At 72.5% G+C, this 12,440-nt stretch carries 9 protein-coding genes; 7 read left to right on the top strand and 2 right to left on the bottom strand.

Going from position 1 to position 12,440, the window contains the following annotated elements; genetic code table 11:
- Nucleotides 1-148: 148 nt before the first annotated feature.
- The 3 genes from htpX to ACYP53_RS15060 all read left to right on the top strand — a co-directional run bounded on the left by htpX (nt 149) and on the right by ACYP53_RS15060 (nt 2,583).
- Nucleotides 149-1,069: a zinc metalloprotease HtpX gene (gene htpX / locus ACYP53_RS15070; RefSeq protein ID WP_189917972.1), complete on the top strand. Its 921-nt coding sequence runs from the start codon at nt 149-151 to the stop codon at nt 1,067-1,069.
- Nucleotides 1,070-1,133: 64 nt separating this feature from the next.
- Nucleotides 1,134-1,718, top strand: coding sequence for a PspA-associated protein PspAB (gene pspAB / locus ACYP53_RS15065; RefSeq protein WP_189917970.1), 585 nt, complete (start codon nt 1,134-1,136; stop codon nt 1,716-1,718).
- A gap of 31 nt (nt 1,719-1,749) precedes the next feature.
- Nucleotides 1,750-2,583 carry a DUF3097 domain-containing protein gene (locus ACYP53_RS15060; RefSeq protein ID WP_189917968.1) on the top strand — a complete coding sequence of 278 codons (834 nt, stop codon included), beginning with the start codon at nt 1,750-1,752 and terminating at the stop codon, nt 2,581-2,583.
- 31 nt (nt 2,584-2,614) lie between these two features.
- Here the strand turns inward: ACYP53_RS15060 and hemW are convergent, their stop codons facing one another.
- Together hemW and ACYP53_RS15050 are read right to left on the bottom strand one after the other, a co-directional pair.
- Nucleotides 2,615-3,844, bottom strand: coding sequence for a radical SAM family heme chaperone HemW (hemW, locus tag ACYP53_RS15055; RefSeq protein ID WP_459647653.1), 1,230 nt, complete (start codon nt 3,842-3,844; stop codon nt 2,615-2,617).
- A gap of 58 nt (nt 3,845-3,902) precedes the next feature.
- Nucleotides 3,903-5,825: an AMP-dependent synthetase/ligase gene (locus ACYP53_RS15050; RefSeq protein WP_189917964.1), complete on the bottom strand. Its 1,923-nt coding sequence runs from the start codon at nt 5,823-5,825 to the stop codon at nt 3,903-3,905.
- Between the two features lie 333 nt (nt 5,826-6,158).
- Between ACYP53_RS15050 and ACYP53_RS15045 the strand changes: the two genes are divergently transcribed.
- The 4 genes from ACYP53_RS15045 (at nt 6,159) to ACYP53_RS15030 (ending at nt 12,375) form a co-directional block, all read left to right on the top strand.
- Complete coding sequence (locus ACYP53_RS15045) at nt 6,159-7,892, top strand: ABC transporter ATP-binding protein (RefSeq protein ID WP_459647652.1); 1,734 nt, start codon at nt 6,159-6,161, stop codon at nt 7,890-7,892.
- A 245-nt stretch (nt 7,893-8,137) separates the two neighbouring features.
- On the top strand, nt 8,138-10,036 hold the full coding sequence (locus ACYP53_RS15040; protein ID WP_189918469.1) for an ABC transporter ATP-binding protein: 1,899 nt from the start codon (nt 8,138-8,140) through the stop codon (nt 10,034-10,036).
- Between the two features lie 220 nt (nt 10,037-10,256).
- On the top strand, nt 10,257-11,165 hold the full coding sequence (locus ACYP53_RS15035; protein WP_459647651.1) for a sigma-70 family RNA polymerase sigma factor: 909 nt from the start codon (nt 10,257-10,259) through the stop codon (nt 11,163-11,165).
- Nucleotides 11,166-11,292: 127 nt separating this feature from the next.
- Nucleotides 11,293-12,375 carry an NAD(P)/FAD-dependent oxidoreductase gene (locus ACYP53_RS15030; protein WP_459647650.1) on the top strand — a complete coding sequence of 361 codons (1,083 nt, stop codon included), beginning with the start codon at nt 11,293-11,295 and terminating at the stop codon, nt 12,373-12,375.
- The last annotated feature ends 65 nt before the right edge of the window (nt 12,376-12,440 follow it).

Here is a 12,440-nt window from a genome sequence, read left to right as displayed (position 1 = left end):
CAGGAACGGCCCGACCGGCGTGATCCTGCCCGCAGTTCCGGGTACGGCCCGCGGGGCGGTGACCGTTCACGCTTCCCGGCGCGGGGGTGGTGCCCCGGGGCCGTCCGGGTGGCAGCATCGAAAGCGACGGCGAACGGAGGAGCAAGCGATGTCGAGCTCGGGCCAGCACAACCGTTTCGCACCCGATCGCGGCCTGACCGGCCGCATGGTCGCGACGATGTTCGTGATCGGGCTGCTGTACGTCGGTTTCACCGGCCTGCTGATCGCGCTGCTGCGCGGCGCCTGGCCGCTCATCGTCCTGATCTCCGGCGGGCTGTTCGTGGCCCAGTTCTGGTTCAGCGACAAGATCACCGAACGGGCGATGGGCGCCCACCAGGTGACCCCGGAGGAGTTCCCCCAGCTGCACGGCACGATCGACCGGCTCTGCGCGCTGGCCGACATGCCCAAGCCCCGCGTGGCGGTCGCCGACAACGACATGCCGAACGCCTTCGCCACCGGCCGCAACCCGCAGAACGCCGTGGTCTGCGTGACCACCGGCCTGCTGCGCCGGCTGGAACCGGAGGAACTGGAGGGCGTCCTCGCCCACGAGCTCTCCCACGTCGCCCACCGGGACGTCGCGGTGATGACCATCGCCGGCTTCCTCGGCGTGCTCGCCGGCGCGATGACCCGGATCGCCGTGTACGGCGGCTTCATGGGCGGCAACCGCAACAGCAACGACCAGAACGCGGCCATCGCGGCGCTGATCATCCCGCTGGTCTCGATGGTCGTCTACGCGATCAGCTTCCTGCTCACCCGGCTGCTGTCCCGCTACCGCGAACTGGCCGCCGACCGCGCCGCCGCCCAGCTCACCGGCCGGCCCAGCGCCCTCGCCTCGGCCCTCACCAAGGTCACCGGGCAGATCGCGGCCATCCCCAGCAAGGACCTGCGCCAGGCCCAGCCGTACAACGCCTTCTACTTCGCCCCCGCGCTGAGCGCCCGGGAGACCGCCTCGCAGCTGTTCTCCACCCACCCGTCGCTGGAGAAGCGGCTGGAGCAGCTGGCGAGGATCTCCGAGCAGCTCGGCCGCTGACCGCCCGAGGACACGCCCGAACACACGCCCCGAACACACGCCCCGAGCACACGAGAGGACCGCCGTGGGAATCCTGGACACCCTGTTCGGCCGCAGCAAGCCCGTCAAGCCCGACCTCGACCAGCTGTTCGGCGTGCCGTCCGCCGCGCTCACCCTGGAGGCCGCCGCCGGCTTCCTCCCCACCGGGCTCGGCTCGGTCTGCTTCGCGGCCGTCGAGGGCGCGGCCTTCGTCCAGGTCGAACAGCAGGTGCGGGCGCTGCTGGACGCCGACACCGAGCGCGGCGGCGTCCCCGTGGAGGCCTCCAAAGACGACTACGGCTACTCCTGGCTGCTCGCCCGGCACTCCCCCGGGGAGCTCCCGGAGCTGGTGAACGACCTGCACGCGGTCAACAGCGAGCTGGAGGCGAACGGCTTCGGGCCGCAACTGCTCTGCTCGCTGGTCGCCTTCCGCAACGGGGAGGGGCAGTCGCTGGGCCTGGTCTACCTCTACAAGCGCGGCACCTTCTACCCCTTCGCCCCGATGCCCGGCGGCGGCGAGAAGCGCAACAGCCCGCTGGAACTGCAGGTCAACGCGATGCTGGGGAACGACCTGCGGCTGGAGAAGGACCTCGGCCGCTGGTTCCCGGTCTGGGGCGCGCCGGGCCTCTGACGGCCCGTCCGCCGTCCCTATGATCACCCGTATGCGCAGCCGCGAGTACGGACCCGACCTGACCCCGCCCTGGAAGAAGCAGGCCCCCGCGCCGGAGGTGCCCGCCGAGCGGGACCTGGTGGTCGAGGAGGCGGCGACCGGCTACTGCGGGGCCGTGGTGCGCTGCGAGAAGACCGCCGAGGGGTTCACCGTCACCCTGGAGGACCGTTTCGGCAAGCACCGGGTCTTCCCGCTGGTCCCGCGCGGCTTCCTGCTGGAGGGCCGGGTCGTCACCCTGGTCCGCCCGGCCGGCCCGGCGCCGTCCAAGGCGCCCGGCCGCACCGCCTCCGGCTCGATCGCCGTCCCCGGGGCCCGCGCCCGGGTCGCCCGCGAGTCGCGGATCTACGTCGAGGGCCGGCACGACGCCGAACTGGTCGAGCGGGTCTGGGGCGACGACCTGCGCGTCGAGGGCGTCGTCGTCGAGTACCTGCGCGGCATCGACGACCTGCCGGCGATCGTCGCCGACTTCGCCCCCGGCCCCGGCCGCCGCCTCGGCGTCCTGGTCGACCACCTGCTCCCCGGCACCAAGGAGCACCGCATCGCCGCCCGGGTCACCGGGGAGTCCGTCCTCGTCGTCGGCCACCCCTACATCGACGTCTGGCAGGCCGTGAAGCCCGCCTCCCTGGGCATCCCCGGCTGGCCCGCCGTCCCCCGCGGCGAGGACTGGAAGGAAGGCACCTGCCGCCGCCTCGGCTGGCCGGTGGACACCCCGGCGGCCTGGAAGCACATCCTCTCCAAGGTCAACTCCTACAAGGACCTGGAGCCCGAACTCCTGGGCCGCGTCGAGGAACTGATCGACTTCGTGACCCTGCCGGACCAGGCGTAGGTCCGGATGCCGTTGTGACCGTGTCCGGCGGTCAGTCCACCAGATCCCGTACGACGCCGTCGGCCAGCAGCCTGCCCTGGAGGGTGAGGGCGGCGCGGCCGCGCTCGTAGGGGCCGGCGGCGAGGAGGCCGTCGGCGAGGGCGCGGTCGGCGGCCTTGCGGCCGGTGTCGGTGAGCAGGTCGAGGGAGACGCCCTCCACCAGGCGCAGCTCCAGCAGGATGCGTTCGACGCGGCGGTCCTCCTCGGCGAGGACCTCGCGGCCCAGGGCCGGGGTGCGGTCCTCGGCGAGGGCCTGGGCGTAGGCGGCGGGGTGCTTGGCGTTCCACCAGCGGACGCCGCCGACGTGGCTGTGGGCGCCGGGGCCGGCCCCCCACCAGTCGGCGCCGGTCCAGTAGAGCTCGTTGTGGCGGCAGCGGCCCTCGGGGGTGGTGGCCCAGTTGGAGACCTCGTACCAGTGGTACCCGGCGGCGGCCAGGGCCTGTTCGGCGATGAGGTAGCGGTCGGCGTGCACGTCGTCGTCGATCATCGGCAGTTCGCCGCGCTTGACCCGGGCGGCGAGCCGGGTGCCCTCCTCGACGATCAGGGAGTACGCGGAGACGTGGTCGGGCCCGGCGCCGATGGCGGCGTCCAGGGAGGCCCGCCAGTCGTCGTCGGACTCGCCCGGGGTGCCGTAGATCAGGTCGAGGTTGACGTGCTCGAACCCGGCCGCGCGGGCCTCGGCGACGCACGCCTCCGGGCGGCCCGGGGTGTGGTGGCGGTCCAGCAGCTTCAGCACGTGCGGGCGGGCGCTCTGCATGCCGAAGGAGATCCGGTTGTAGCCGCCCTCGCGCAGCTCTGCCAGGTACGCCGGGTCCACCGACTCCGGGTTGGCCTCGGTGGTGACCTCGGCGTCCTCGGCGAGCCCGAACTCCTCGCGGATCGCGGCGAGCATCTTCACCAGGTCGCGGGCGGGCAGCAGGGTGGGCGTGCCGCCGCCGAGGAAGACGGTGCGCACCGGCAGGTCGACGTCCCCCAGCACCCGCCGGGCCAGCCGGACCTCGGCGACCACGTTGTCCGCGTACGTCTCCTGGGAGGCGACGGCCCCGGAGGAGCGCAGCTCGGTGGCGGTGTAGGTGTTGAAGTCGCAGTAGCCGCAGCGGCTGGCGCAGTACGGCACGTGCAGGTAGAAGCCGAACGGCCGGCTGCCGAGCCCGGCGAGGGCGTGCGCGGGCAGGGAACCGTCGGACGGCACGGGTTCGCCGTCGGGGAGTGCGGAGGGCATGACCCCATTGTCCCGTACGGCTCACCCGAACCGGTGAGCCGTACGGGGGCGGGCCGGGTCAGGCCTCGTTGGCGCCCGCGTACATCGCGGTGACCGCGTCCGCGTAGGTCCGCTCCACCACCGGGCGCTTGATCTTCAGGCTCGGGGTGAGCTCGCCGTGCTCCACGTCGAGGTCGCGCGGCAGCAGGTGGAACCTCTTGATCGTCTGCCAGCGCTGCAGCCCCGTGTTGAGCCGCTTCACGAAGCCCTCGATCAGCTCGTGGACGGCCGGATCGGCGGCCAGTTCGGCGTACGACTTGCCGGCCAGGCCGTGCTCGGCGGCCCACGGCAGGAGCACCGCCTCGTCCAGGCCGATCAGCGCCGTGCAGTAGTTGCGGCCGTTGCCGATCACCAGGATGTTGCTGACGAACGGGCACACCGCCTTGAACTTGCCCTCGACCTCGCTGGGCGCCACGTACTTGCCGCCGGAGGTCTTGAACAGGTCCTTCTTGCGGTCGGTGATCCGCAGGAAGCCGTCCGGGGTCAGCTCGCCGATGTCCTCGGTGTGGAACCAGCCGTCCGGCTCCAGCACCTCGGCGGTCTTCTCCGGCAGGTCGTGGTAGCCGCGCATGATGCCGGGGCCGCGCAGCAGGATCTCGCCGTCCTCGGCGATCCGCACCTCGGTGCCCGGCAGCGGACGGCCCACCGTGCCGATCCGCACGTCCTCCTCGCGGTTGACGCAGGACCCGGCGCTGGTCTCGCTCAGGCCGTAGCCCTCCAGGATCGGCACCCCGGCTCCGAGGAAGAAGTAGCCGATCTCCGGGGCCAGCGCGGCGCTGCCGGAGACCGCGCCGCGCAGCCGGCCGCCGAAGGCCGCCCGGATCTTCGCGTACACCAGCCTGTCCGCCAGCGCGTGCTGCAGCCGCAGGCCCAGCGGGGCGGTGCCGACACCGCTGGCGATCCGGCTCTCCTGGACCGCCCGGGCGTACTCGCGGGCCACCTTGGCGGCCCACATGAAGATCTTGTACTTGGCGCCGCCCTCGGCCCGGGCCTTGCCCGCGATGCCGTTGTAGACCTTCTCGAAGATGCGCGGCGCCGAGGCCATGATCGTCGGCCGGATCACCGGCAGGTTGTGGATGATCCGGTCCACCCGGCCGTCCAGCGCCATCACGTGCCCGGTGGCGATCTGCCCGGAGATCAGCGTCTTGCCGAACACGTGCGACAGCGGCAGCCACATGAACTGCACGTCGTCGGAGCGCAGCAGCCCGCTGGCCTCCTGCGCCCGGCCCTCGTACGCCCAGCAGTCGTGCACCAGGCGCACGCCCTTGGGACGGCCGGTGGTGCCCGAGGTGTAGATCAGGGTGGCCAGCTGCTCCTTGTCGAGCCCGGCGACGGCCTTCTCCACCGCGTCCGGGTGCCGCTCCAGGTACTCGGCGCCGCGCCGCTCCAGCTCGGCGAGGGTGAGCACCTCCAGGCCGGGCGCCTCGGGCGTCTCCCCGGGCGCGTCGAAGAGGATCACGGTGCGCAGCTCGGGCAGCTGCTCCAGCTGCCCGGCGGCCTTGGCCAGCTGCGCGGCGTTCTCCGCGAACAGCGCCCGGGAGCCGGAGTTCGCCAGGATGAAGGCCGTCTCGTCGGCGTTGGTGCTCGGGTAGACGGTCGTGATCGCGGCGCCCGCGCACATGGCGCCGAGGTCCGTGAGGACCCATTCGAGCCGGGTGGAGGAGGCCAGGGCGACCCGGTCCTCCGACCGGATGCCGAGGGCCATCAGCCCGGCGGCCACCGCCTTGACCCGGGTCGCGGTCTGCGCCCAGGTCAGCGAGCGCCACTGCTCGGCGCCGGGCGCGCCGTCCGCGGCCTGCTCGTCGACCGGGGCGGGGTAGCGGTAGGCCTCGCCGTCAGGGGTCGCGGCGACCCGCTCCAGGAACAGGTGCGCGACGGAGGCGGGGCGCCCGGCGACCAGGTCGGGCCTGCCGGAGTCGATCAGGGACTGCGCGGAACTCAACGAGGACCTCCGGGGGCGGGTGGCCGTCTGAGGGATTGTCGCGGCGTCCGTGGGGGCGGTCGCCGGGCCCCGGTTAACCTGAGCGGTACCGGTCAGTAACAAGGGGGCAATCAGCAGCCTAGGGGGAAACCGGTCATTCCGTAAGAGGGTGGATCCAGCTGGCACGCCCCCGCGCCACCGGTGACCGCACCGCCCGGCGCCCCGCCGAACTGCCGGGCAGTTCGGCAAAAGCCCGGCAAACCCTCGGTTCGCGCACGCCGAATGCCCTGTACGACGCTACAGAAGAACGAGAATCGGGGTGCGAACCCGACCCGCGACGACAAGAGTGTGCTAGTGCTGATCAGACTGCTGCGGGCGTACTTGCGCCCCTACTCCCGACCGATCACCCTGCTGGTGGTCCTCCAGCTGGTGTCCACCCTCGCCGCGCTCTACCTGCCGACGCTCAACGCCGACATCATCGACGACGGCGTCGTCAAGGGCGACACCGGCTACATCCTGCGCGTCGGCGGGGTGATGATCGGCGTGACCATCGCCCAGGCGGCCTGCTCGATCGGCGCCGTCCTCATCGGCGCCCGCGTCGCCATGGCCTTCGGCCGGGACCTCCGCGCCGCCGTCTTCGACCGGGTGCAGAGCTTCTCCGCCCGCGAGGTCGGCCAGTTCGGCGCCCCCTCGCTGATCACCCGCACCACCAACGACGTCCAGCAGATCCAGATGCTCGCCCTGATGAGCTTCACGCTCATGGTCGCCGCACCGATCATGTGCGTCGGCGGCATCATCATGGCGCTCAACCAGGACGTCCCGCTGTCCGGCCTGCTGCTCGCCGTCGTCCCCGCGCTCGCCGTCGTCGTCATCCTGCTCGTCCGCGCGCTGCGCCCCCAGTTCCGCAGCATGCAGGAGCGCATCGACACCGTGAACCGGGTCCTGCGCGAGCAGATCACCGGCATCCGGGTCATCCGCGCCTTCGTCAAGGACGACCAGGAGCAGGCCCGCTTCGCCGGCGCCAACGAGGACCTCACCAGCGTCGCCCGGCACGTCGGCCGGCTGATGGCCGTCATGTTCCCGGCCGTCATGCTCGTCGTGAACGTCTCCAGCGTCGCCGTGCTCTGGTTCGGCGCCAAGCGCATCGACAGCCACGCCATGGAGATCGGGGCGCTCACCGCCTTCCTCAGCTACCTGATGCAGATCCTGATGAGCGTCATGATGGCCACCTTCATGTTCATGATGGTGCCCCGCGCCGAGGTCTGCGCCGACCGCGTCCAGGACGTCCTCGGCACCGAGTCCAGCGTCGTCCCGCCCGCCACGCCCGTCACCGAGGCCCCCCGCCGCGGCACCCTCGAACTGCGCGACGTCGAATTCCGCTACCCCGGCGCCGAGGCCTCCGTCCTGCGCGGCATCGACCTCACCGCCCGCCCCGGCGAGACCACCGCCATCATCGGCTCCACCGGCAGCGGCAAGTCCACCCTGCTCGGCCTCGTCCCCCGGCTCTTCGACGCCACCTCCGGCCAGGTCCTGATCGACGGCACCGACGTCCGCGACCTCGCCGCCGACGCCATCGCCGACAGCGTCGGCATCGTCCCCCAGAAGCCCTACCTGTTCTCCGGCACCGTCGCCAGCAACCTCCGCTACGGCCGGCCCGACGCCACCGACGAGGACCTCTGGCACGCCCTGGAGACCGCCCAGGCCAAGGAGTTCGTCGAAAGGCTCCCCGAAGGCCTGGACGCCCCCATCGCCCAGGGCGGCAGCAACGTCTCCGGCGGCCAGCGCCAACGCCTCGCCATCGCCCGGGCCCTGGTCCGCAAGCCCTCCGTCTACCTCTTCGACGACTCCTTCTCCGCGCTCGACTACGCCACCGACGCCCGGCTGCGCAAGGCCCTCTCCCGCGAGACCGCCGACGCCACCGTCCTGATCGTCGCCCAGCGCGTGTCCACCATCCGCGACGCCCACCGGATCATCGTCCTCGACGAGGGCGCCGTCGTCGGCACCGGAACCCACCACGAACTGATGGCCGACAACCCGACGTACCGGGAGATCGTGCTCTCCCAGCTCACCGAGCAGGAGGCGGCGTGACCACCCCCGGAAAGCCCCCGGCAGACGCGGCGGACGTGACGGACGTGACGGACGCGGCAGGCGCGACGGACACCAGAGGCGCGACAGGCGCGGCGGACACCAGAGGCGCGACAGGCGCGGCGGACACGAGAGCCGCGGCCACGGCCGACCTGACCAAGGCCCGCCCGAAGCCGGACGACGCCGAACTGCCCAGCGACTCCCAGGCCGCCGCCGCCCGCCGCGGCCCTGCCGGCCCCGGCCGCTTCATGGGCGGCCAGGGCACCGAGAAGTCCATGGACTTCAAGGGCTCCGGCAAACGCGTCCTCGGCCTGCTGCGCCCCGAACGCACCATCCTCCTCGGCGTCCTCCTCCTCGGCGTCCTCGGCATCGGCTGCGCCGTCATCGGACCCAAGGTCCTCGGCGACGCCACCGACCTGATCTTCGCCGGCGTCATCGGCGCCCGCTTCGACCCCGGCGCCACCAAGGCCCAGGTCATCGACGGGCTGCGCGCCCACGGCGACACCGGCGTCGCCGACGTGCTCTCCGCCGTCGACTTCACCCCCGGCCACGGCATGGACTTCGGCGCCATCGGCTCCGTCCTGCTCTGGGTCCTCGGCATCTACGTCGCCTCCGCCGTCTTCGGCATCTTCCAGGGCCGGCTCGCCACCAAGGCCATCCAGCTCGCCAGCTACCGGCTGCGCCAGGACGTCGAGGCCAAACTCTCCCGACTGCCGCTCAGCTACTTCGACAAGCAGCCGCGCGGCGAAGTCCTCAGCCGGGTCACCAACGACATCGACAACATCGGCCAGTCCATGCAGCAGACCATGGGACAGGTCATCAACTCGCTGCTCACCGTGGTCGGCGTGCTCGCGATGATGTTCTGGATCTCCCCGCTGCTCGCCCTGATCGCCCTGGTCTCGGTGCCCGTCTCGGTGATCGTCGCCACCAAGGTCGGCAAGCGCGCCCAGCCCCAGTTCGTCCAGCAGTGGAAGTCCACCGGCCAACTCAACGCCCACATCGAGGAGATGTACACCGGCCACACCCTGGTCAAAGTCTTCGGCCGCCAGCGCGAGTCCGCCGAGACCTTCCGCGAGCACAACGAGGCACTGTACGAGGCCAGTTACAAGGCCCAGTTCATCTCCGGGATCATCCAGCCCGCGATGATGCTGATCGGCAACCTGCAGTACGTGCTGGTCGCCGTCGTCGGCGGCCTGCGGGTGGCCAGCGGCTCGCTCTCCATCGGCGACGTCCAGGCCTTCATCCAGTACTCCCGGCAGTTCAGCCAGCCGCTCACCCAGGTCGCCAGCATGGCCAACCTGGTGCAGTCCGGCGTCGCCTCCGCCGAGCGCGTCTTCGAACTGCTCGACGCCCCCGAGCAGAGCCCCGAACCGGCCATGCCCGAGAAGCCCGACACCGTCCACGGCCGGGTCTCCTTCCAGGACGTGTCCTTCCGCTACGACCCCGACAAGCCGCTCATCGAGGACCTCTCCCTCAAGGTCGAACCCGGCCACACCGTCGCCATCGTCGGCCCCACCGGCGCCGGCAAGACCACCCTGGTCAACCTGCTGATGCGGTTCTACGAGGTCAGCTCCGGCCGGATCACCCTCGACGGCGTCGACATCTCCGCGATGTCCCGCGAGGACCTGCGCTCCGGCATCGGCATGGTCCTCCAGGACACCTGGCTGTTCGGCGGCACCATCGCCGACAACATCGCCTACGGCGCCCAGGGCGCCACCCGCGAACAGGTCGTCGAAGCCGCCAAGGCCGCCCACGTCGACCGCTTCGTCCGCACCCTCCCCGACGGCTACGACACCGTCATCGACGACGAGGGCACCGGCGTCAGCACCGGCGAGAAGCAGCTGATCACCATCGCCCGGGCCTTCCTCGCCCAGCCGTCCATCCTGGTCCTGGACGAGGCGACCAGCTCCGTCGACACCCGCACCGAGGTGCTGATCCAGCGGGCCATGGCCCGGCTGCGCACCGGCCGCACCAGCTTCGTCATCGCCCACCGGCTCTCCACCATCCGGGACGCCGACGTGATCCTGGTGATGGAGAACGGCTCGATCGTCGAACAGGGCTCGCACGACGAACTGATCGCCGCCGGCGGCGCCTACGCCCGGCTCTACCAGGCGCAGTTCGCCGAGGCCGTCGCCGAGGTCGACTGACCGCGCGCCACCCGACGGGCCGGGGCGGACCCTCCGCCCCGGCCCCTCGCGTCCCCGCACCCGCCGTCGGAGGGCTTCCCGTCCGGGGCTTCCCGTCCCGTCCGGGGCTTCCCTTCCCGTCCGGAGTCTTCTCCCCCGGGGCTTCTCCTCCGGGTCTTCCCGTCCGGAGCTCTCGTCCGGGGCTTCGCAACGCGCCCGCGCGGGCGCTACCTTGGGGCCCGTGATCGACGACCAGCCCCCGGCCGCCCCGGACGCCTTCGAGACGAACCGCCGCTACCTGGGCTCGGTCGCCTACCGGCTGCTCGGCTCCTTCACCGACGCCGAGGACGTCCTGCAGGACGCCTGGCTGCGCTGGCAGGCCGCCGACCGCGCCGCCGTCGCCGACCCGCGCGCCTTCCTCACCACCGTCGTCACCCGGCTCTGCTACGACCAGCTGGGCTCCGCCCGGGCCCGCCGGGAGTCCTACTACGGCGAATGGCTGCCCGAGCCCACCGTCTCCTACGCCGACGGCCCGGAGACCCCCGCCGAACTCGCCGAACGCGGCGAGTCCGTCTCCCTCGCCCTGCTCGCCGTCCTGGAACAGCTCTCCCCCGCCGAACGGGCCGCCTTCGTGCTGCACGACGTCTTCGCGGTCGGCTTCGAGGAGATCGCCGGCTCACTGGACCGCTCCCCCGACGCCACCCGCCAGCTCGCCTCCCGGGCCCGCCGCCGGGTCAAGGAGGGCAGCCGGCCCGGCGGCGCCGACAAGGCCGCGCACCGCCGGGCCGTCGAGGCCTTCGCCGCCGCCAGTACCAGCGGCGACATCCTGGGCCTGATGGAGGTCCTCGACCCGGAGGTGGTCTGGCACTCCGACGGCGGCGGCATCGTCCGCGCCGGCGTCCGCCCGATCCACGGCTCCGAGAAGGTCTCCCGCCTGGTCGCCGGCCTCGTCCACAAGTGGTTCACCCCCGGCAGCGGACTCGACCACGCCGTGGTCAACGGCGAGCCCGGACTGGTCTGGTACGACCGCGCCACCGGGACCGTCGGCGGCGTCCTCGCCTTCACCGTGGCCGACGGGCGGATCACCGAGGCGTACGTCGTGGTCAACCCCGAGAAGCTCCGCCGGATCGGCCCGGTCGCCACCCCCTGACCCTGCCCTGCCGCTAACTCTGACCCGCGTGAGCTTGTGACGCGGGTCACGGTCACATCCCGGCCGGCCACGTCGTCCCCTTCCCGAACAGCGCCCCACGAGGGCACAGCGAACGGAGGCGGACGAGATGAGCAGCACCACCAGCGACCGGAAGCGGATCGTCGTCCTGGGCGCCGGGTACGCCGGACTCACCGCGGCCAAGGGCGCCGGACGCCACCACCACGTCACCCTGGTCGCCCCCGAGGAGCGGCTCCTGCACCGCATCCGCCAGCACGAGACCGCGGCCGGACGCGGCCGCGACTGGCCCGCCATCGGCGAACTGGCCCGCGGCCGCTCGATCGAGCACCGCCGGGCCCGCGCCGTCGAGCTCGACCTCGCCGGGCGCAAGGTCCTGCTCGACGACGGCACCGCCCTCGGCTACGACACCCTCGTCTACGCCCTCGGCAGCCGCACCGCCTGGCACGACGTCCCCGGCGCCGTCGAGCACGCCCACCCTGTGGAGCGCGCCGCCGAGGTGCGGCGCCTGATCGGCGAGGCCGACCGCCCCGGCACCCTGGCCGTCGTCGGCGGCGGCGCCACCGGCATCGAACTCGCCACCGAACTCGCCGAGGCCCACCCCGGCTGGCGGGTGCGGATCGTCGCGGCCGGCCGGGTCGGCGGAATCTACTCGCCCAAGGGCCGCGCCCACATCCTGCGCGTCCTCGACCGGCTCGGCGTCACCGTCACCGAGGACGCCACCGTCACCGAGGTCACCCCGGACGGCCCGCGCACCACCGCCGGCCCTATCGACGCCGACCTCACCGTCTGGGCCGCCTCGCTGGAACCGCACCCGCTGGCCGCCGAGGCCGGACTGGCCGTGGACGAGCGCGGCCGCGCCCTGGTCGACGACCACCTGCGGTCGGTCTCGCACCCCGACGTGCACGTGGTCGGCGACGCCGCCGCGGTCACCGTCCCCGGCATCGGCACCCTGCGGATGGGCTGCGCCACCGCCCTGCCGCAGGGCCAGTACGTCGGCAAGCTGCTCGACGGGCGCACCGCGAAGCCGTTCTCGTTCCGGTACGTCGTGCAGTGCCTGAGCCTCGGCCGGCGGGACGGGCTGCTGCAGCTGGTCCACCCGGACGACGCGATGAGGCCCACCGTCCTGACCGGCACCGCGGGGCGGCTGGCCAAGGCGGCGATCGTCTCGGCCGTCCTCGGCGCGCTGAAGTAGCGCGCCGAGGGAGTAGCCGCCCTCGGACGTCGAGGGCCCCTTCCGGGGACGCGAAGGGCCCGGGG

This window comes from Kitasatospora sp. Ki12 (assembly GCF_054601375.1).
Note: the sequence above shows the minus strand (reverse complement) of the source record. Positions and strands in the feature narration are given on the sequence as shown.

Coding starts and splice junctions, on each gene's coding strand:
- ACYP53_RS15060 (WP_189917968.1), top strand. CDS start 1,750: ATGCGCAGCCGCGAGTACGGACCCGACCTGACCCCGCCCTGGAAGAAG.
- ACYP53_RS15040 (WP_189918469.1), top strand. CDS start 8,138: ATGGGCGGCCAGGGCACCGAGAAGTCCATGGACTTCAAGGGCTCCGGC.
- hemW (WP_459647653.1), bottom strand. CDS start 3,844: ATGCCCTCCGCACTCCCCGACGGCGAACCCGTGCCGTCCGACGGTTCC.
- htpX (WP_189917972.1), top strand. CDS start 149: ATGTCGAGCTCGGGCCAGCACAACCGTTTCGCACCCGATCGCGGCCTG.
- ACYP53_RS15030 (WP_459647650.1), top strand. CDS start 11,293: ATGAGCAGCACCACCAGCGACCGGAAGCGGATCGTCGTCCTGGGCGCC.